This is a genomic window from Mycobacterium sp. NPDC050441 (assembly GCF_040655355.1).
Classification (GTDB): Bacteria; Actinomycetota; Actinomycetes; order Mycobacteriales; family Mycobacteriaceae; genus Mycobacterium.
In genome coordinates, this window is record NZ_JBFAJS010000001.1 from 660709 (window position 1) to 680440 (window position 19732).

At 62.6% G+C, this 19732-nt stretch carries 17 protein-coding genes and 1 pseudogene; 3 read left to right on the top strand and 15 right to left on the bottom strand.

The annotated features are described in order from the left end of the window. Positions 1-4 precede the first annotated feature (4 nt). The 10 genes from AB0I14_RS03365 to AB0I14_RS03410 are packed head-to-tail and all read right to left on the bottom strand — an operon-like array spanning position 5 to position 10170. Complete coding sequence (locus AB0I14_RS03365) at positions 5-760, bottom strand: creatininase family protein (RefSeq protein WP_358015799.1); 756 nt, start codon at positions 758-760, stop codon at positions 5-7. Between the two features lie 8 nt (positions 761-768). Further along, entirely contained in the window at positions 769-2676 is a 1908-nt protein-coding gene (locus AB0I14_RS03370) for an AMP-binding protein (RefSeq protein ID WP_358015802.1), read from the bottom strand. A 2-nt stretch (positions 2677-2678) separates the two neighbouring features. After that, a complete protein-coding gene (locus AB0I14_RS03375; protein ID WP_358015805.1) occupies positions 2679-3938 on the bottom strand; it encodes an ABC transporter substrate-binding protein in 1260 nt (419 codons plus the stop codon). A gap of 28 nt (positions 3939-3966) precedes the next feature. Further along, positions 3967-4662 (bottom strand): ABC transporter ATP-binding protein, encoded by a 696-nt coding sequence (locus tag AB0I14_RS03380; RefSeq protein WP_358015808.1) that lies wholly within the window; start codon positions 4660-4662, stop codon positions 3967-3969. Positions 4663-4672: 10 nt separating this feature from the next. Then, a complete protein-coding gene (locus tag AB0I14_RS03385; protein ID WP_358015811.1) occupies positions 4673-5455 on the bottom strand; it encodes an ABC transporter ATP-binding protein in 783 nt (260 codons plus the stop codon). After that, positions 5455-6444 (bottom strand): branched-chain amino acid ABC transporter permease, encoded by a 990-nt coding sequence (locus tag AB0I14_RS03390; protein ID WP_358015814.1) that lies wholly within the window; start codon positions 6442-6444, stop codon positions 5455-5457. The genes AB0I14_RS03385 and AB0I14_RS03390 overlap by 1 nt, the downstream gene beginning before the upstream one ends. Further along, positions 6441-7307, bottom strand: coding sequence for a branched-chain amino acid ABC transporter permease (locus AB0I14_RS03395; RefSeq protein WP_358015817.1), 867 nt, complete (start codon positions 7305-7307; stop codon positions 6441-6443). Before AB0I14_RS03395 ends, AB0I14_RS03390 begins: the two co-directional genes overlap by 4 nt. Further along, complete coding sequence (locus AB0I14_RS03400; RefSeq protein ID WP_358015820.1) at positions 7301-8107, bottom strand: enoyl-CoA hydratase/isomerase family protein; 807 nt, start codon at positions 8105-8107, stop codon at positions 7301-7303. The genes AB0I14_RS03395 and AB0I14_RS03400 overlap by 7 nt, the downstream gene beginning before the upstream one ends. Positions 8108-8110: 3 nt before the next feature. Then, on the bottom strand, positions 8111-8974 hold the full coding sequence (locus AB0I14_RS03405; protein WP_358015823.1) for an enoyl-CoA hydratase/isomerase family protein: 864 nt from the start codon (positions 8972-8974) through the stop codon (positions 8111-8113). Beyond that, positions 8971-10170, bottom strand: coding sequence for an LLM class flavin-dependent oxidoreductase (locus tag AB0I14_RS03410; RefSeq protein ID WP_358015826.1), 1200 nt, complete (start codon positions 10168-10170; stop codon positions 8971-8973). The genes AB0I14_RS03405 and AB0I14_RS03410 overlap by 4 nt, the downstream gene beginning before the upstream one ends. Before the next feature lie 330 nt (positions 10171-10500). Here AB0I14_RS03410 and AB0I14_RS03415 point away from each other — a divergent pair, with 330 nt between their 5' ends. Further along, positions 10501-11100 (top strand): TetR/AcrR family transcriptional regulator, encoded by a 600-nt coding sequence (locus AB0I14_RS03415; protein WP_144981922.1) that lies wholly within the window; start codon positions 10501-10503, stop codon positions 11098-11100. 214 nt (positions 11101-11314) lie between these two features. Here the strand turns inward: AB0I14_RS03415 and AB0I14_RS03420 are convergent, their stop codons facing one another. The 3 genes from AB0I14_RS03420 to AB0I14_RS03430 form a co-directional block, all read right to left on the bottom strand. Then, positions 11315-12625: an NtaA/DmoA family FMN-dependent monooxygenase gene (locus tag AB0I14_RS03420; RefSeq protein WP_358015830.1), complete on the bottom strand. Its 1311-nt coding sequence runs from the start codon at positions 12623-12625 to the stop codon at positions 11315-11317. Between the two features lie 108 nt (positions 12626-12733). Next, on the bottom strand, positions 12734-14269 hold the full coding sequence (locus AB0I14_RS03425; protein WP_358015833.1) for a cytosine permease: 1536 nt from the start codon (positions 14267-14269) through the stop codon (positions 12734-12736). A gap of 115 nt (positions 14270-14384) precedes the next feature. Continuing rightward, a complete protein-coding gene (locus AB0I14_RS03430; protein WP_358015836.1) occupies positions 14385-15116 on the bottom strand; it encodes a MerR family transcriptional regulator in 732 nt (243 codons plus the stop codon). 63 nt (positions 15117-15179) lie between these two features. Here AB0I14_RS03430 and AB0I14_RS03435 point away from each other — a divergent pair, with 63 nt between their 5' ends. Both AB0I14_RS03435 and AB0I14_RS03440 read left to right on the top strand, forming a co-directional pair. Further along, complete coding sequence (locus AB0I14_RS03435; RefSeq protein ID WP_358015838.1) at positions 15180-17066, top strand: S9 family peptidase; 1887 nt, start codon at positions 15180-15182, stop codon at positions 17064-17066. Further along, positions 17063-17749 (top strand): DUF3159 domain-containing protein, encoded by a 687-nt coding sequence (locus AB0I14_RS03440; RefSeq protein ID WP_358015840.1) that lies wholly within the window; start codon positions 17063-17065, stop codon positions 17747-17749. The genes AB0I14_RS03435 and AB0I14_RS03440 overlap by 4 nt, the downstream gene beginning before the upstream one ends. A 75-nt stretch (positions 17750-17824) precedes the next feature. On the opposite strand, the pseudogene AB0I14_RS03445 reads toward AB0I14_RS03440, so the two are convergent. Together AB0I14_RS03445 and AB0I14_RS03450 are read right to left on the bottom strand one after the other, a co-directional pair. Next, positions 17825-18006: pseudogene (locus AB0I14_RS03445) on the bottom strand (IS630 family transposase); the annotation flags it as partial. Positions 18007-18542: 536 nt separating this feature from the next. Continuing rightward, complete coding sequence (locus AB0I14_RS03450; RefSeq protein ID WP_358015843.1) at positions 18543-19697, bottom strand: acyl-CoA dehydrogenase family protein; 1155 nt, start codon at positions 19695-19697, stop codon at positions 18543-18545. Between the last annotated feature and the right edge of the window lie 35 nt (positions 19698-19732).

Below are 19732 nucleotides of genomic sequence, written 5' to 3' on the forward strand. Positions count from 1 at the left end.
GATGTCACGCGCCCCTGGCGCGGGCGTAGTCGGCAATCAGGGAGGTGACCGCGTCGAGGCACGCCTTCCCGATCCGCGCCGAGGCGCCTTCTGGGTCACCCAGAACCCCGTTGGCGGAGACTGCTCCGATTCCGTCTTGAAATGCCCGATCGAGTAGCTGCTGGTCCACCTTGCCGGTGTAGCCTCGGGCGAACCGGTCGATGCGGACCTTCTGTGGGTGAAGGGCCAGCATCACCGACGTCTCTGCGATGTCAGCGTGCCCTCCCACGTTGGCGCCCATAGATGCCACGCTGTCCGCCGCCCATTGCCACGCGTTCAAGATGGCCTCGGTATCGGAGAAGACGATGACTGTCAGCGGCGCGAGTGCCGCCGTGAGTCGCACCTCGAAGTCACGCATCACGGGATGGTTCCCGATATGCCCGGAGAACATGACGATTCGTTCGAAGCCATCCTTGGCGAGGTGTCGACAGTAGTCTTCGCACACCGATTCCAGCGTGGACGCGCGAAGCGACAGGGTGCCGGTGAATCCGAGGTGGTGCGGTGAGTACCCCACCCGCACGGTCGGCAGAACCAGCGCGCCCCCGAGATGGCGCGCGACCCGCACCGCGAGTTCGTCAGCATGATCGGCATCCATCGACAGTGGCAGGTGCCCGCCGTGCTGTTCGACCGCTCCCAGCGGGAGAACTGCTGTGCGTGCTCCTTCCGAGATCGCCGCGCTGATCTCGGCGCTGGTCATGAACTCGATCCGAACCTCGTTCATCCATTCACCTACTTCAGATCGCCGCCGGCGAACCGCGCCTGGCGGGCGATCTCCCCCTGCTCACCGGCGTCGTACATCTCATCGACAAGGTCGCGGAAAGACGCAAGGATTGCCGAGCGCCGTATGGTGCCCTTGAGAGTCAACTCGCCGTCCGCGGCCGAGAGCGGCCGTGGCAGGACGCGGAACTTCTTCAATTGCAGCGGCCTCGCGAGCTCAGAATTGACTTCGTCGATCCATGTGGCAAGCGCGGCATCTCGGTCAGCCGTGAGCAGCGTCCGCGTCTCCGCACTCACGCCGACCAGTACGGTCAGATACTTGCGTCCCTCACCGACGACAATCGCCTCATCAATGAGTGGACTGGCCTTGAGTCGGAGCTCGATCGGCTGAGGGCTGACAGTTTTTCCGCCGCTGGTCTTGAGGACATCTTTGATCCTGCCGATGATCCGCACTTCCCCATCGGGGTCCATCTCCACCAGATCGCCTGTGCGATACCAGCCGTGGTCCATCGCAGCGGCCGTCGCCTCAGAGTCGTCGAGGTAACCGCTGAAGAGGCAGGGGCTGCGCAACTGCAGCTCCCCCTCTCCAGATACGCGCGCCTTCCACCGCGGGTCGGGCATGGTTTTCCCGATTGTTCCGGGCGGCGGGAATGCGCGATCCCACTGGGCAAGAACCGATCCGCAGGTCTCTGTCGTTCCGAAGAGCTCACGAAGGTCGAGTCCCCACATCTGCCACAACGCTGTTACCTCGGGGGACATGCTGCCCGAAGCAGTCCAGGCGACCCTGATCCGGTCCATGCCAACCTTTGCGCGCAGGGGAAGGAACACCCGACGGAGGCACACGTTGTACAGATAGTTGAAATACCACGGGACGTCCTGATCTCTCCAGCGCATCTCGCTTACTTTGCGAGCAATCCGCATCGCTATCGCGTACCGCAGCCGGAAGGCGGCGCCAGACTCCGAAAGCTGCTGTAACACCTCGCCGGCCAACTTCTCGTGCATTCGCGGTGGCCACAGGACCGCTGTGGGTCGCACGCCGGCGAGCGCGTCCAGACGTTGATCCATGGTGCAGTAGGTGATGACGAGGCGAGTCATGATCGGGGTGAATACGCCGATCAGCGCGGGTGCAACATGCGAGAGGCCGAGAAACGCAACGAGGTCGTGCCTGACCCTGCCGACCTCCGGGTATGACATGGCGAAGGCGAGCACCGAGTACTGCAGGGTGCGGTGCGTGTGGATCACACCTTTCGGCGCACCGGTAGATCCCGACGTGTAGAACAGGGCCGCGGGCTGATCGATATCGCCCGCCTCAACCAGCGTCGCAAACAGCTCAGGTTCGGTCACCCCGCGGGATCGACCGCGATGGCGCAGTTCTCCCCAGTGCACCGCCCGCACAGAATCCGAAAGGCCCTGCGGTTTGGTGTCGAACCCGATCGTCGCACGCAGTCGTGGCAGCTCGGCCGATACCGCGGCAACTTTCGCGACATCTGCCACGTTTTCCGCGAAAACGACTGTGGCCTCGGAACTCTTCAGTGCCTGTTTGACTTCGGCGACCGAGCTCGTGGGGTACACACCCACGGGGACACCGCCGAGACTGAGTACCGCCAGTGCGGCCACGACCCACTCGTGGCGAGTAGACGACACGATGGCCACCCGATCGCCTGGCACGGCACCCAGATCGTGCAAACCGAGCGCAACCTCCCGCACCTGCTGGAGATATTCGCTCCATGTGGTCGGGTGGGCTGCCCCGTTCCCCCAGCTGCAGTACGCGATCACGTCGGGTTCACGCTCAGCGCGGTCGCAGAGCATCTGAGCGAAAGTCCGATTCACGGCATCGAACTCCGTCACGGTGTCCAACACCGGCACCTCCGTACATCCCGTCGACGACGAGGTCGCTGCCCGTGTGTTCTGCCTCTTCATGGTCAGTCCAGTTCCTCAGCCAAGTCGTAGAGTTCGGTCCCCGCGTAACGCTGCGTGACCTTCCACTTGCCATCGACCACCTGGAAGATGCCGTAGTCAGGCGTCGCCGTGTTCGTCGGCGTGTAGTCGACGGGACCGGATGCTCCCTGGTAATCGATTTTCTCACCTCTGGTCAAAAACTCCAGTCCCTCATCAAGCGTGTAGACCGGCTTTCCACCAGGATCTGTTACCTTGTGCAAGTTTTCGGCGATCGCGACGCCTGTCGCTTGTCCCCCGGCTGCCATCGCCAGAACACCCGAGACGATCGCGTCGTAGGTCAGGCCCGCGGTGGGCTGTTCAGCAATCTCATTGCCTTTCTGCTCTCCGTACGCCTCGGTCAGAAGCTTCCGCATGCCCGCGATGGCCGGGGAATCAGCGGACATGGCGGACTGACCGAATGCGCCTTCGAGGTACTGAGCGCCAACTTCCTTGAGCAAGACCGGATAAGACAGCTCAGCAATGAGCGACCATTTGCCGGGCAGACCCAATCGCGCCCACTCGCGCAAGATCGGCACAGCCGGCTCAACAGAGCCGGCGAGGAAAACGATGTCGGGCTCAGGCTCGAAGGCGCTGCGGACCTCTGGGAGATAAGAAGTTTGGCCGCCGTTGAACGCGACCTTCGCCACGACCTTGCCGCCGAGCTTTGTGTAGAAGCTGTCGACCCAGTTGGACGTACTGCGCGCGGAGTCCACGTTCTCGTACAGGATGGACACGGTCTTGAAGCCTCGGTCCCAGAGGTTCTTCGCCACCGTCAAACCGTCGAAAGTGTCTGGCCCGACGGTGCGGAAGGTGTAGGGATTGGAGCGGGCGTCGAATTCCACCATGCCCGCGTACGGCGATGCAATCACCACTTCGTTGCGCTCGGCCTGGTTGAGCGTCGCCATGAAGGTCGCCGATGTCGGACCGACGATGAACTGTGCGTTGTCGCTGTTGATGAGCTTGGTCACCGCACGGACTCCGTCCTCGGCGTTGAACTTCTCATCCTCGCTCACCACTTTGAGCTTGGTTCCGTTGATGCCGCCAAGCTTGTTGACGTGCTCCACAACCGCGCGGGTCATCGCATCGACCGGGCCACCCCATACCGCGGCTTCTCCGGACAACGGTGCGGCAACACCGATGACTGCCGCCCCGTCGCCGTCGCCGCAGCCCATCAGGGCTGCTCCGGAAGCAACGACGACGGCCATCACCGATAGCTTGCGCGCCGTAATCCCGACTGTGTCCATATCTCAAATCTCCTGTACCAGAACCAATTCAGGCGGTCGGAATCCGGGCGCCCAAGAATATTTCGGTGAAGTTCGGGTCGGCCAGCAGCTCCGGCCCGCTCGCCTCGTGTCGTATCTGACCCGAGTCCATCAGAAACACTCGCTCGCACAAGGGAAGAATCTGCTTCGGGTGCTCCTCGATAACCCAGAGCACGCCGGTCCCCCCGCGTTCGACGCGGCAGATCTGTTCGATGAGCGAATCGACGATCTGGGGAGCGAGACCCGTCGTGGGCTCGTCGAGGATCAACAGCTTTGGTCTCATCAGCAAGGACGAGGCAATCGCGAGCTGCTGGCGCTGACCACCCGAAAGGGTTCCCGCTCGTTGCTTGCGTCGCTCGGCAAGGATCGGAAAAGTGTCGAAGGCCTCGTCGAGGCGCTCGCGCGGCAGTCCCATCGCGCGGGTGACGACCTCGAGGTTGTCCTCTACTGACAATGCCCCAAAGACGTTGCGCAACTGCGGTGTATAGCCCAATCCGCGGCGTGCCCGGTCACGCGCAGGCAGCTGCTCGAGCCTCTCCCCGTCAAGTTTGACCGTCCCACCACGTGCATCGACTACGCCGGCGATGGTCTGGACGAGTGTCGTCTTACCCGCCCCGTTCGGGCCGATGATGGCGGTGATGGACCCGTGCCCGGCAGTGAGGGTGACGCCTCGGATGATGTTGTTGCGACCATAGCCACTGGTCACAGTGTCCACCTCAAGCAGTGGCATGGTGCGCCCCCAGATAGGTCTCGACAACGACAGGATTGCTGATGACCTGGGCCGGTGGACCGTTCGCGATGACTCGGCCGTCGTACATGACATACAGCGCATCGGAGATCGCGTTGATGAACGACATGTTGTGCTCGATCACCAGGACGGTCATGTTCTCTGTGGTGCACAGATCCCGCACCGTCAACGACAGCCGATGCTGATCCTCAGGGTTGAGCCCAGACGACGGCTCATCCAGCATCAGCAACGATGGCGGCTCCATGAGCAGACGTGCGATCTGGAGCAAACGTCCTTGCCCGATAGACAGATCTGCTGCTCGGGTATTCGCCAGCTCAGTCAGCGCCATCCGATCCAGCAACTCCCAGGCGCGGTCGATAAGCGCACGTTCCCCGACGGCCACGTCGCGTGGTGACGTGAAAAGGCGCCAGAGGCGCTCACCGGGCGCCGAACGGGCCGACGTCAGCAGATTCTGCAGAACTGACATGTCGGTGAAATCGGCAGTGTTCTGGAAGGTCCGCTTGAGTCCCATCCGAGCGAGCCGATGCGTCGGCATGCCCGTGATGTCACGGCCGTGGAACATCACCGTCCCTGTGTCAGGTCGGAGGAACCCGGAGATCGCGTTGAACAACGTCGTTTTCCCGGAGCCGTTTGGTCCGATCAGGCCGGTAACCGCGCTGGGGCTGATCTTCATCGCGACACTGTCGAGGGCCCGTAGCTGGCCGAAAGCCTTTACCAGCCCGACTACTTCGAGCGCCGGCTGCGTAGACATCATCGGTCTCCTGCCGCGACCGTGGCCAGCGCAGGATGGGAGAGGTTTGCCGTGCCGGGTCTCGGATAGCTGGCCAATCGCGGCCGGAACAGACCCCCGGGCCAGAACAGCAGTATCACGATCAAGACGAGGCCTTGCAGGGCATCTTGCAGACTGGCCATGACTTCAGAGGTGAGAAAGTCCGCCTCGATATAGGTGAGCCCTTCCCGTAGGCCGAGAAGCACCACCGCACCGAGCACCGCACCCGCATTGCTGCCGATCCCCCCGATGATCAGCGCGATGAAGACGGTGAAGGTGATGTTCACGTTGAAGAAGGACGGAGTCAATATCGACAGATACCAGACGTACATGACCCCAGCCAGGCCCATGAAGAACGACGCGAACACAAAGGCTTTGAGTTTGACCGTGTACACATTGATCCCCAGCGAGCGAGCAACGGCCTCGTTCTGGTTCACCGCAAGCAGACTTCGGCCGTACGCCGACTGCGTCACTCGGCGGAAGACCAGGAAACTAATTCCCAATACCGCCAACACAAGTGCCGCGACATACAGCGACTGAGCTCGTCCCGGGATGCTGTCAAGATCGGGCACCGGCGCGTCCAGGAGACCGCGCGCGCCATTGGCGATCGCCGGCTGGTTGATGAAGAGCTGACGTATCACCTCGGCCAACGCCAGGGCCACCACCGCCAGGTACTCCCCGCTAACCCTCAGCAGGCCGCATCCCACTACGAGAGCGAGAAGTGCCGCGGTCAGGCCGCCGATGACGGTGCCGGCCCACCACGGCAGGCTCAGCCCGAGAATGTAAGTGTACGAGCCGGACTGGGCCGGCATCACAGCGAGCGCGTAGGAGTACGCACCGATTCCGAAAAACGCTGCGACACCGAAGTTGACCATGCCTCCAACACCGAACTGCAAGTTCAACGCCAGGGCCGCGACGGAGTAGATGCCCATCAGAATGGCCAGCCCACCGGCAATCAGCAGAGTGCTCACGCCACACGCTCCTTCGGACCGCTGAAGAGTCCCTCAGGGCGGACAAAGACGACCAGGGCGATGACGGCGAAAACCACCATCTGGGTGTATTCGGAAGGAATCGCCAAGGTGGCCAGGCTCGATGTGAGCCCGACAACGACCGCCGCGACCATCACGCCGTAAATACTCCCGAGCCCGCCGATGATCGCAGCGGCGGAGATGACCAGCACTTGATCCCAACCGAGCTCGGGATAAATCCGCGCCGTGAGCGCGATCAGAGTTCCCGCCAGTGCCGCCAGTGCGCTGGCCACCGCCCAGGTGAGGTACTGCAGATGCGAAGTGTTAACCCCTCGAATCTGGGCAAGCGCCGGGTTGTTCGACATCGCTCGCAACGCCCTGCCGCTGTACGACCTGGCGAGCCAAAAGTGCAATGCCACGACTACTAAGGCAGCAGTGCCGATGACGGCGATCTGGTCGGCGCCCGCAACCGCGACCCCGCCGATGCTGATGGTCTTCTGCAACGGCACATCCAGCGTCTTCACGCCGAACCCGGTGAAGAGCTCGATCATCGCGTGCAGGAAGAAGGCGAGTCCCACAGACGCGATCATCGGAATGTAATGGGGGCGCTGGCGCATCGGCCAGAAGATCATTCTCGCGCTCACCACTCCGACCATCGTCGTGACGACGATGGCCAGGACACACGACACGATCCAGTGCAATCCGACCAACACGTTGAACCCGTATGCGCTGAACCCGCTTAGCACGATGAGCTGTGGATGGGCGATGTTGAGGAAACCCTCTACCCGGCGTAGGAGTTCGAAGCCCACTGTCGCGAGCAGCAGAACGGCGCCGCTGACCAATCCGGCGACAACGACGGTCAACACGACTGCGCCTTGGCCGCGGGAGCCCTCCGGCCACTCCACCGTTGCCGCAACTCTCGTGCGGCCGGGTCGTCGAAATAATCGGCAGCGGCCTTCAGCGTGCGTTGCAGGGACGCCTCATCGCCCACGTCGTCCGCAGCGTTGACGCTGCCCTTCAAGGCACCATAGAGCACCGGAGCCTTCGAGCCGGCGGCGCGCGCCGTTGCGACGGCCGCGGGGATCAGCTCCTCGGGACCGGAGACGAGTTCGTCGATGAGGCCGATGTCGAGAGCGTGCCGCGCGTCGAAAAGCTCACCCGACAGGATCATTCGCCGGGTAACGCGCACACCGAGAACACGATTGGCTCGTTGGATCCCCTTGTCTGCCGGTAGCAGTCCGTGATTGATCTCCGGAAACCCGAACCGCGCCGAGTTGACGGCCAACACGCTGTCCGAAAAGAGTGCGACCTCCATACCGCCGCCAACACAGTGCCCATTGATCGCGCTGACCACTGGACGCGGGTAGCGATCCATCGCCACGAGTAGTGCGTGGAATTCCCGCATGCGGATCTCTATCTCGCCGGCGACCGCACCCTCCAGCTCCTTGATGTCGCCTCCGCCGCTGAAGAACCGCTCTCCCTTGCCGGTGAGGACGATCGGTGGTGCGTCCGGTCTGGCGCGGAGCTGCCCGAACAGGCCGGCAAGATCGTGGATGAGCTGGCGGTTCATCGCATTTGCCGGTGGCCTGTCCAACGCGACCACCAGAACGCCATCGTGGTCAGCGGTGTCGAGTGTGGCGGACTGGCCGGTCGCGAGTGCGCTCATAGGTCACCTGGCTACGTTCGCAGGTTGCGGTCCCAGGACAGAGTGCGCTTCGCCGCGTGCGGACGGATACTCCGGCGGACGGCCTTCGCGGAAGGCCTGCCGGGCCTCGAAGTAGTCTGCACTCGCGAATCCGATGACCTCCAGCGCCGCGGAAAGCTCGTGCTGCGGAAGGGCATTGGTGAGCCATCCGGTGTTCAGGGACCGCTTTGTCCAGCGGATCGCCTGCTGCGAGCCCTGCGCAAGTTCGTCGGCGATCTCGAGGGCGCGATCCAGCACATTCTCCCTCGGTACAGCGAGACTCACCAAGCCGATTCGTTCCGCCTCGATGCCGGTCATGCTTGCCGAAGTCAACTGGTAGTACTTCGTCTTGGCCATCCCCACGAGCAACGGCCAGATGAGCGAGGAATGGTCGCCGGCGACCACGCCGACACGGGTGTGCCCGTCTCGAAGCAATGCATCCTCGGCGGCGACGCTGATGTCGGCCAGAAGCGCCATCGACAGCCCCCAGCCCACTGCGGGACCGTTGATTGCCGAGATCAGGGGCTTGTCCATGTTGAGGAGGGCCGTGATACGTCTGCGCTCGCCCTCCATGAGGGCCACCGCTTCGTCCAGCGTCGGCTCCGGCTGGCGTACATCCATGCCCGTGCAGAAGCCACGGCCGGCGCCCGTGATGACGGCAACCCGTGTTTCCGGGTCGCGGTCGACGTCCACCCAGATGTCCGAAAGATGATCGAACATCGGCATCGTCAAGGCATTGAGCCGGTCGGGCCTGTTGATCGTGATAAGCAGAACACCATTGGGCCCGCGTTCGATCAGGATCTCCTCGGGGTAGCGGCTGAAGATGTCATCAGCGGCCAATTTGCTCATCGTGTCTCTCCTACCTTGACAACACTCTTATGGGAATTCGACTGGGATTTGGACTCTTCGAACGCTTCGAGCTCCGCATAATGAGCGGGCCGAGCCGTGCGGATGTCGGCCAGAATCGCGTCAGCGGGGCGGACCACGGCCCGTGGGTTCTTGAACCTGGAGATGACATACTTGCCGAAGAGCTCGATAGACTTCATCAGCTCTCTGTGTGGGAGTCCATCGATTCTCATCACGATGGCGTCTGCGCCGAGGTCGGCGAATCGCTGCACTTGTGCCGCACAGTCATCCGGATCGCCCACGATGAATCCGGACGATTCGTCGAACATGTATCGCTCGTCGCTGAAGTCGACGTTCCGTACCGCACCCATGTACTGGTAGTCGGCCGACAGCTTGGACAGGCGCTCATACGCGTCAGTCGAAAGAGCCACCGTCTCTTTCAGATTCCGCGCCCACTTGAGGGCTTCCTCACGGGTCTCGGCACAGTGCATTCCGCCTCCGACCGCGACGAGCTTCTGCGCTTGCAGTGGATAGGCATGCGTAGCTCCGTCGAGGGCATCGTCGTAGATGCGCAACATGCTCTCGACAAACTCGAAGCCGAGGTAAAAGCCACCGACGATAGCCCCGATGCCGAGCTCGGCGGCCTTGCGAACCGACTCCGGACTGCCGGCCGCCATCGAGATGGGGGGATATGGCTGTTGAATTGCCTTGGGCACCAGGCTTCGCGGCGGAATCTTGTAGTGCTCGCCAACATAGGAGAACACGTCATTGTGCAGAGCCCGGCGGATGACCTCCAGCCCTTCTATCAGCTGAGCCTTGTTCTCGCTTGGTTCAACTTCGAAGGCGCGCAGCGCAAGTGTCGTGTTTCCGCGCCCCACTCCGAGTTCCACTCGGCCGCTGGACAGGATGTCCTCGGTTGCCAACCGTTCGGCAACGCGAAGGGCATGGTTGATGCGCGTGGGCAAGAGGGTGACCAAGTGCATGAATCGGATGCGCTTGGTCAGCGCCATCAGGTAGGGATAGATGACCTCGGGCGCGGAGGTTGTCGCCGTGCCGATCGCGACGTGCTGCTCGGACGTTCCGAACGCGTCGAACCCCACCTCCTCCGCAAGTAGGACTTCGTCCACGAGCTCCCGGTAGCGGTGCTCATGGGTATGCCCCGGGACCGTCTCGCCTTCGCTCATGAAAATGAACCGCATATTCACACCACTTTCCACTAGGTGAACGATCACTAACCTAAGACGCGACGCCCTGGTTGTCAACGCGCAACTTCGATCGAGTTTCGAGTGCGCCCCCGCTGCCGACTTGACTCTGTTTAACTGGGATTATGCGGCGAGTAGGCGGTGCGGACACGGCCCCGTCGGCCCACGGCGCCCGATCGACGCTAGTTACGAGATATTAATGATCATTAATGTCGCTCTGCCCAGCCGTGCGGCCAGCGGAGGTTCAGGGTGGCCGCAACCTCGTGCGCGCCCCTCGACCGCTCCCGGACTCGGCGGCGCCTGGCACCGTGGCTATCGTTGTTTGCCATGACCACTGACGCTGCCGCGCACGAGCCGTCCGCCGGCACCTCACGCCGGGATGTCTTGCTCAAGGTGGCCGCCGACCTGTTCCTGCGAAACTCCTACGACGGAGTGACCGTGGACATGATCTGCACAGCGGCCGGAATTTCCGGGCCGGGCCTCTACAACCACTTCGAGAACAAGCAGGCCCTCTTGATCGCCGTCGTGGAGAGTCCCTTGGCGGCTCTGCACCGATTCGCCAGGGAAACGGCGGAGGCGGAGCCCGATCCGCGGGCGGCACTGGAGATCTTGGTCGACTTCCACATCAGGAGCGTGGTGACCTCAGCTCCGACGACCCTTGTCTTCATGAAGAACGAACACGCCTTACCGGAGAAGGACCGGCGGCGAATCCGGCGCGAGATGAATCTCTATGCCGAGGAATGGATTTCCATCGTCGCAGCATTGCGGCCTGACCTGTCCGAGCCAGAGGTTCGGCTACTCACCCACACGGTGTTCTCAATGCTCAATTCCGTGGCGACCCTCAACAAGGGCCTGGACCACGAGTCCATCGTCAAGACGATGTCGACCGCAGCGATCAAGGCGCTCACCTCGCCTCGCGACGAATGACATGCCGCCCGGCCAGGGCATGGACTCGGCGATCTTGCGGGTGCGCTGCGGGGGTCAGCGGAGCCGCGTATTCGACGCCCAGGTCAGCGAGCCAACGGGCCACAGCGGCGACATCCACGCCGGTGGGTGTCACCGGAGCGCATGCGGCGCGCACGATCGCAGCGGACTTTCGTCTGGGTGACGTCCGCCGCGAAAGACCTTTGGGCTAGGCGTTTCAGAAGGCGCGAAGGTTGTCTTTGAACAGCTGATGCTCGTATTCGGTGCGGGTGAGCCCGCGCCGTTGCAGTTCGGGTACCAGGCCGTCAACAATTTCGATGACGTATTTCCGGGTCAGTCTCATGCCCGGCGCGGTGATGAGGAAGCCGTCGCCCCCGACCTCGGCCATCAATGCCTCAAGACGATCGGCCACGGTCACGGGGGTGCCGACCAGCGCATCTTCCGTCGACAGGTACGCGGTGGTCAGTTCCCGCAGCGTCTTGCCGCTGCCACGTTGCAGGAAGGCCTCAAGGGAGCCGCGCTCCCCGTTGGTATGCAGGTCATCAGGCAGGGGCTCGTCGAAATCGAACTTCGTGAAATCGATCTCGACGATCGCGGAAAGGTGAGCGAGTGTCTTGTCGATGTAGTAGTCGCTGCTTACGATTCTGTCGAGCTTGGCGCGTGCCTCCTCATCTGTGTCAGCGACATGGGGTGTGATCAGGAACAGCACCTTGATGTCATCGGGGTTTCGTCCGTACTGGATGGCGCGGTTTCGGATGTCGTCGCGGTAGGCGATCATTCCGGTCGGATCGGTCGCGGTTCCGACGACGGTGTCGGCGTACTTGGCAGCGAAATCCTTGCCCTGCGGAGACCCTCCGGCCTGTGCCAGCACAGGGTGTAGCTGGGGAGAAGGGACGGTGTTCAGTGGCCCTCGGCTGCGGTAGTACTGGCCTTCGAAATCTATGGTGTGCACCTTTGTGTGATCCACGAAGGTGCCGGTCTCACGGTCCCTGACCACTGCGTCGGGCTCCCACGAATCCCACAGTTGCCGAACCAGATCGACGTATTCATGGGCGCGTGCGTAGCGCTCATCGTGTCGGGGCAACTCGTCGAGTCCGAAGTTCTGCGCTGCTCGATCCTCGGCTGAGGTGACCATGTTCCAGCCGAGTCGTCCGCCGGTGAGGTGGTCAAGTGTGCTGCACAGTCTGGCCAGTAGGTACGGCGGGTAGAAGGTCGAGGACAGGGTGACGACCAGCCCGAGGTTGTTGGTCACGTGCCCCAACAGCGGAATGAGCGGTGCCGGATCGTGTTTGGGTGAGTGCAGTGCGTGTTTGAGCTCGTGTTCATAGGTTCCGCCATAGGCGTCTGACACCATGAGTTTGTCTTCGAGCAGCAGATAGTCGAACTTCGCCCGTTCGAGATGCTGCGCCAACTCGATGTAGAAGCTGCCCGTCCAGTCCTGGCCACCCGTTGAACCCCAACGGTCATTCCACGCATCAGTGCAGAAGTTGGCAAACCAGCCCAGGTGAAACTTGTTGGCGTTACTCACTTTTTAATCTCTCTTGATGATGTCCACGCACGCGGCGGTGCAGCGAGCCGCTACATGGGAGTGTCAAATGCGCATCGAAGCGCACATGGACGGTCGCGGGGTCGCCGATCAATCGCGTCCGTCGAGCAGTCCGAACTCAAGCGCAGATTGATGGCTCGGTGCGAGCACAACATCTTCGGCGTCCCGCAGTGCGGTCTCACTGTCAGCCACCGCGCCCAGTTCGGCGCTTCGGTCCTGGCCGCGACTGAACACAAAGTAGAGCAACGCTGAGGCTGCCAAGCCCGCCAGCCACGAAACATCGATTCCGCCTAGCCAGGCCCCGATCGGACCGGTGTAGAACGGCAACACCGCGAAGGGAATCATGGTGGCGAATCCTAGGAAGTAGGCGGCGATTCCACGCCACGCCCACCGGCCGTACACTCCGCGCGGGCTGAACAGATCAGTAATGGCGTACTGCCCCCGTCGGACGAAGAAGAAGTCGGTGAGGTTGACCGCGGTCCAGGGCACCAACAGGAACAGCATCAGAGTCAACGCGTTGCTGGCGATGTTGATCACGTGATCGCCGAATGGCAACGCAACAATGACGTACACCCCGATAACGCCGGCGGTGATCGCGACACGTAGTCCCCGTGACGGGGTGATTCGCTTGACCAGGTCGACCCCGGTCAGGAACTGCAGCGTGACGCTGTAGGCGGCGGTCGCGATGCAGACGATGAGAGTGGCCGCCGAGGCCAATGCCAGAACCGCTCCAAATCCCGGGAACACCGCATTGCCGGCGCCGTGCAGCGCAGCCAACGCGTCTTCGGCGTGATAGTGCGCAGATAACCAGGCACCCACTGATATCAGCCAGAACGCCGAAACTCCCGAACCGACGTACACCGATGCAATCAATGATCGAGCCGGCGTCCGCACCGGCAGGTACCGCGTGTAGTCCGATACCACCGGCGACAACGCCATGTTGTAGGCCGCAGAGATCGCGAACACCGTGAAGAACGCGGATGCGACGTACCCCGTTGTGCCCGGCTCCGGCGAGGTTCCTCCCGCCCGGCCCAGCACGATGGCCGCGGTGAACACGAACACTAACGGGACAGTGACGTAGAAAACGATCTGGGATATGCGATGCAGGTGATCGTGGCCGGCGACGGCGAATACGCCGCCCACGATGTTGACGATCAAGCCGACGATGACCGGGGACCAGCCGAAGATCTGGGCCAGGCCCTGCGCAGTCAAGATCGTGTACACCACACCGAACGCGAGATAGCAGGTGACCGACATCGCGACCACCACGATTACGCCGTAGAACCCGAACTGCGCCCGCGACTGCAGGATCTGAGGCAAGCCCAGGCGCGGCCCCTGCGTGGCATGGAAAGCAGTAAAGAATGTCCCGACAAGTAGTCCCAACGCGGACGCGGTGATCGACCACCCGACACTGAGGCCCAACGCCGGGCCGGTGGACCCCAAAGCGATGGTGAAGAAGCTCCAATTGGCAATGAAGAACAGCGGGCTCACTCGCCACGCGGTGCCATGACGTTCGGCCGGTGTGACCCAGTCAATGGAGCGACTCTCGATTCTGTTGTGACGTGCGGCTCCCCCTGCCGCAGTTAGCTCAGAATCCTCTCTGGGCGTTGATATCTCGGTGGACATGAGGAGCCATCCTGTAGGTAACAGGGCACCAGACCTAGGGATAGAATCCACCAGATTGAATCGGGATCTATGCTCTGCCGTCAGCTACCTGCTCTCGCCGCTGCCGCTGGCGCACCTAGGTGGCTAGCCGCCGCACGATCTGACCGGCCCGGCGCAGCACGTCCATCTGCGCCGGGTTGTACAGATCGGCCATCGCGTCATCGATGGCCTTCTCGACGAAGTTCGCACCGCGCGGCGCGTCGGCGCGGGCCTCGGTGAGCCCGGGATGGGCCTGCCGGACCGACAAGATGTAGGGCGCCAGCCGCTCGGCGAGGTCCTGGCGGGTCGCCTCATCAGCGTCGGCGGACAGCGTGTCCAGCTCCGATGCGGCCGGATCCTCGCGGGTGTCCCTGATCAGGTCGGCATAGACCTGTCGGCCGCGCGGGCCCAGCACCCGGCTCAGGACCACCACCAGTTTGCGATCCGCATCGGTCATCTTGGCGACGGCGTCCACGGGCGCGAACTCGGGCGGCAGATCCATGGGCGCGGAAGTCTCCAGCAGCTCGCCGAGCTCCTCGCGGGCCCGCTGTAACCGATCGATGGTCGCCGCCAGCTCGGCATCCAGTTCCCGCAACGCCTGTTCGGGATGCTCGTCGGTGTCACCCAACGCCGCGATCTGCGGGAGCGAGAACCCCAAGTCGACGAGACGTTTGATGCGGACCAACCGGACCAGGTGCGCCACGCCGTACCGCTTGTACCCGTTCGACCGGCGTTCGGGCTCCGGGAGCAGACCGACCTGGTGGTAATGGCGGACGGCGCGCAGGCTGGTGCCGGCCAGTTCGGCGATCTCCCGAGTACTCCACGCCACCTGTCCATCATGCCCATGCCCGGGACTTGACTGTGCCGCTACGTCCGAGTGTGCGATGGAGGCATGCCACCACCTGAGTTGCTCTCCGTCGACGATCTGTTCGCGCCGCCCGCCCGCGCGCAGGCATCGATCTCACCCGACGGCACCCGTATCGCCTACCTGGCGCCGTGGCGGGACCGCCTCAACATCTGGATCCAGGACGTGGACGACCTCGACGGCGAGCCGCGGCGCGTTACCGCCGACAGCACCCGCAGCATCATTCACTACGAGTGGACCAAAGACTCCCGCTGGCTGCTCTACCTGCAGGACACCGGCGGCGACGAGAACTGGCATGTCTTCCGGGCCGACCCGCAGGACCCCGAGTCCGGTGTGGTCGATCTGACCCCGTTCCCGGGAGCGATGGCCGGCCACGAACTGCTCGGCGATCCGGCCAAGGCGATGGTGTACTCCAACAAGCGCACACCGACCCTGATGGACGCCTACGAGCTGGACATCGCCACCGGTGAACTCACCATGGTGGCGAAGAACCCCGGCAAGGGAGCAGGCTGGCGGGCCAGCAGCAACGGCGACTTGTTTTCCACCGCACTGACTGCCGACGGTGACGTGGAGCTGTTGCAGTGGGAGCCGCGGACCGAGACGCTGCGCTCCATCGCCACCTTCGACGGCCGTGACTACACGATGGGGCTGTACCCGATCACTGTCACCCCGGACGGCACCGGCATCTGGATCGGCTCCAACGACGGCACCGACCGGACCCGCATCGTGCGCGTCGACGTCATCACCGGCGAGCAGACCCACGTCGACAGCCATCCGGTCTACGACGTGGACACCCGGGCCAGCGTGTTCACCACGCTGGCCGAGCCGCTGATCCTGGACCGGCGCACCGGCGATCTGCTCGGGGTGCGGTACCTGTTGGAACGTCAGGTGATTCAGCCGCTGGACCCCCACTTCGCGGCGGTGCTCGCGAACCTGGAGAAGCTGTCCGATGGCGACGTGAACGCCCTGAGCTCCGACCTGGCCGGCCGACGCTGGGTGGTCAGCTTCACCCATGACCGCGAAGCGGGAATGACCTACCTCTACGACCACGACACCGGGGACGGCCGGCTGCTGTTCGGGTCTCATCCGCAGCTGGATCCCGAGGTCCTGGCGGCGATGGAGCCGGTCACCATCCGCTCGCGCGACGGGCTGGATCTGCACGGGTATCTGACCCTTCCGGTCGGGGTGCCGCCGAAGGATCTGCCGATGGTGCTGCTGGTGCACGGCGGGCCGTGGACGCGGGACGGTTGGATGTTCACCCCGCCGGTGCAGCTGCTCGCCAACCGCGGATATGCGGTGTTGCAGGTCAACTTCCGCGGGTCGGCGGGCTTCGGCAAGGCCTTCACCAATGCCGCGGTCGGTGAGTTCGCCGGCAAGATGCACGACGATCTGATCGACAGTGTGGACTGGGCCGTCGAGCAGGGGTATGCGGATCCGAAGCGGATCGCCATCTTCGGCGGCTCCTACGGCGGATACGCGACGCTGGTCGGCGTCACTTTCACACCCGATGTGTTCGCCGCCGCAGTCGATTACGTCGGAATCTCCGATCTGAGCAACTTCATGCGGACGCTACCCGAGATCGCCCGCCCGCACCTGGCCAACAACTGGCACCTGTTTGTCGGCAACCCCGACGACCCGGACCAGTTGGCCGACATGCTGTCCCGTTCGCCGATCACGAAGGTCGACCAGATCCGCACGCCACTGCTGGTCATCCAGGGCGCCAACGATGTTCGCGTGGTCCAGGCCGAATCCGACAACCTGGTCAAGGCGTTGCGCGACCGCGGAGTCAAGGTGGAGTACATGATCAAACACGACGAGGGGCACGGATTCATCAACCCGGACAACGTGATCGACATGTACAAGACCGTCGACCGCTTCCTCGCCGAGCACCTAGGTGATGGAAGGAAATCGTGACCGACAAACTGGAGCAAGGACATTCACCGACATTGCTCGAACGGGTGGGCGGGGTGTCCGGGCTGGTGTACGCCAGCCTGCCCACGTTTGCCTATGTCATCGCGAACGCGATCGCCGGTCTGGACGCCGCGGTCGTGATATCCGTCAGCGTCAGCGTCGGTCTGATCGTGCTCCGGCTGGCGCGCAAGCAGCCCGTTCAGCCGGCGGTATCGGGACTGCTCGGGGTCGTCGCCGCCGCGCTGATCGCCTACTACACCGGGTCCGCCGAAGACTACTTCCTGCCTGGGATCTGGCTCAGTCTGGCGATGGCAGGTGTGTTCGCCGTATCCCTCTTGGTGCGGCGCCCCTTGGTCGGAGTGATATGGAACTTGCTGCGTAGCGCCGGGCCCGATCGGTCATGGCGCGCCGACACCGTGGCGCTGCACGCGTTCGACGTCGCCACACTGGCATTCGTGGCCTTGTTCTCCGCGCGATTCGTTGTGCAGCAATGGCTTTACGACGGCGGCTTCACCGGCTGGCTGGCCTTTGCCCGGATCGCCATGGGCTATCCTCTGCTCGGCGCGGTGTCCGTGGTGGTGTACTGGGCGGTCCGCCGTGCGAACCGACGAATAGACCCAGATATCGATCGGCACAGCACCGGGACCGATGCGAGCGACTCGCCGGAACCCGCTGCTCGCCTCTGATGTGGTGCCGGGGCGGTTCCTGGCCAGTCGTGAGTCGTTGATTCTGGTGCAGTAGATTCAGCTGCTGGCCAGGATTTAAACGGCAGTTTTGGTCCAGACGTTCAGGGCGAAGGTTGTCGTTCCATGCTTGGGATCAAGGCGCGGATGTCGGCCTCGAGCTGACGCACAGAGTTGTGGGCGCCGCGGCGCAGTTTGGTGGTCAGCTCAGAAAACCAGCGTAATCGAACTTCTGCTGCTCGCCATGACGCAAGCGTGGGACAACGATTGTTAATGGTGCTAGGTCCAGAAGACGTTCCGGGACTTTAGAGATCGATCACATCGCTCCGCGCTAGCCAAACGGACGGAGATGCCCGCCCTGCAGAGGGCGGTTTCAAGGGGTGCATGCAACAGCTTCGTTTGAGGGGTTGTTGTGGCGCCAACTCATCGATCGTCGAGCGGACGCGCTCGGCCAGTCGCCGGTTGAATTCAAGTAGCAGTGCGGCTTTTGTAGGTTTTCATTCTCGATGGCGAACGATGGTTGCCCCGATCTGCACTTTTACCGACATTCTCACCGAGTTGACGGACCCATTTTTCTCATCCACATGGCGGATCCGAGAACGAGACGGTGGTCCCAGACGACGAATCCGGTTCACCATGAGATCCATGCTGGCAGAACGCACGAACGCCGGTTCAGCGGCGCCAACCGAATGTTCGTGCCGGATCACGGGCGCAAACGTCGAACTAGGCGCACGGCGAACAACTTCGGCCGACCTGGGCCGTAACCAGCGGCGGTGGTCATAGACGCCGCCCGGTATCAAATATCGATGCCACCACGTGTGACTAGTTGTTTCGCGATAACGCCCTTCTGTATCTCGTTCGTCCCCTCACCAACGATCATCAGTGGCGCATCGCGAAAGTACCGTTCCACGTCGTACTCGGTGGAGTACCCGTATCCACCGTGTACACGCAGTGCATCCAGCGCGATCTCCATGGCGGCTTCAGAAGCGAACAGCTTGGCCATACCAGCCTCCATGTCGCACCGTTCGCCAGAGTCGAACTTCTCGGCAGCATCGAGCAACAGAGACCGCGCCGCGTACAGCTTTGTGCCCATCTCGGCAAGCAGGTTCCCTACCGATTGGTGTTCCCAGATGGGTTTGCCAAAGCTCTCACGGTCTTGAGCGTATTGGAGGGCGTCATCAAATGCGGCTCGCGCGACCCCGGTGGCACGAGCGGCAACTTGGAGCCGGCCGACCTCCAGCCCCTTCATCATTTGTGAAAAGCCCTTGCCCTCAGCATCACCCAGCAACGCAGTCGTGGGCACATGACAGTCGGCGAAGGTCAATTCGCACGCCTCGACACCCTTATAGCCGAGTTTGGGGAGATCTTTGGAGATGTCGAATCCCGCAAGCTTTTCGACCAGCAGGATCGAGAATCCAGTGTGTGCAGGGCGCGCGGCGGGGTCTGTTTTACAAAGCAGGGCGATAAGGTCTGAACGGCGCGCGTTGGAGATCCACGTCTTGCTGCCGTTGACCACGTATTGATCGCCGGAGCGACGAGCTACAGTCCGCATGCCCTGCAAGTCTGACCCTCCGCCCGGTTCGGTGAGTGCCATCGTCGCGCGTAGTTCTCCGGTCGCCATCCGAGGCAGGTATGTCTGCTTCTGTTCTTCAGTGCCAAAAAGCAGAATGAGCTTGGAAACCACCGAGTGACCGCCCATCGCACCGGCAAGGCTCATCCAACCTCTAGCGAGTTCCTCGGCCACCTGTACATAACAGGGCATGGACACCGAACCGTACCCGTATGGCTCGGGAATGCAAAGACCGAAGACACCGATTTCCTTCATCGTCTCGATCAGTTCGTCGGGGTAGGTGTTGGCATGTTCGAGTGCGCGCGCGTTGGGTTTGACCTGCTTGTCAACGAACTCACGCACCATCTCGACGACGGATCGCTCGTCGGCATCCAACTTCATAATTTGACTCCGATCTTGTTTATTTTCAGGTGTTT

What these genes read in the sequence shown, in the direction of transcription:
- AB0I14_RS03365 (WP_358015799.1), bottom strand. Translation starts at nt 760, where the DNA reads ATGAACGAGGTTCGGATCGAGTTCATGACCAGCGCCGAGATCAGCGCG.
- AB0I14_RS03370 (WP_358015802.1), bottom strand. Translation starts at nt 2,676, where the DNA reads ATGAAGAGGCAGAACACACGGGCAGCGACCTCGTCGTCGACGGGATGT.
- AB0I14_RS03375 (WP_358015805.1), bottom strand. Translation starts at nt 3,938, where the DNA reads ATGGACACAGTCGGGATTACGGCGCGCAAGCTATCGGTGATGGCCGTC.
- AB0I14_RS03385 (WP_358015811.1), bottom strand. Translation starts at nt 5,455, where the DNA reads ATGTCTACGCAGCCGGCGCTCGAAGTAGTCGGGCTGGTAAAGGCTTTC.
- AB0I14_RS03400 (WP_358015820.1), bottom strand. Translation starts at nt 8,107, where the DNA reads ATGAGCGCACTCGCGACCGGCCAGTCCGCCACACTCGACACCGCTGAC.
- AB0I14_RS03405 (WP_358015823.1), bottom strand. Translation starts at nt 8,974, where the DNA reads ATGAGCAAATTGGCCGCTGATGACATCTTCAGCCGCTACCCCGAGGAG.
- AB0I14_RS03410 (WP_358015826.1), bottom strand. Translation starts at nt 10,170, where the DNA reads ATGCGGTTCATTTTCATGAGCGAAGGCGAGACGGTCCCGGGGCATACC.
- AB0I14_RS03415 (WP_144981922.1), top strand. Translation starts at nt 10,501, where the DNA reads ATGACCACTGACGCTGCCGCGCACGAGCCGTCCGCCGGCACCTCACGC.
- AB0I14_RS03425 (WP_358015833.1), bottom strand. Translation starts at nt 14,269, where the DNA reads ATGTCCACCGAGATATCAACGCCCAGAGAGGATTCTGAGCTAACTGCG.
- AB0I14_RS03435 (WP_358015838.1), top strand. Translation starts at nt 15,180, where the DNA reads ATGCCACCACCTGAGTTGCTCTCCGTCGACGATCTGTTCGCGCCGCCC.
- AB0I14_RS03450 (WP_358015843.1), bottom strand. Translation starts at nt 19,697, where the DNA reads ATGAAGTTGGATGCCGACGAGCGATCCGTCGTCGAGATGGTGCGTGAG.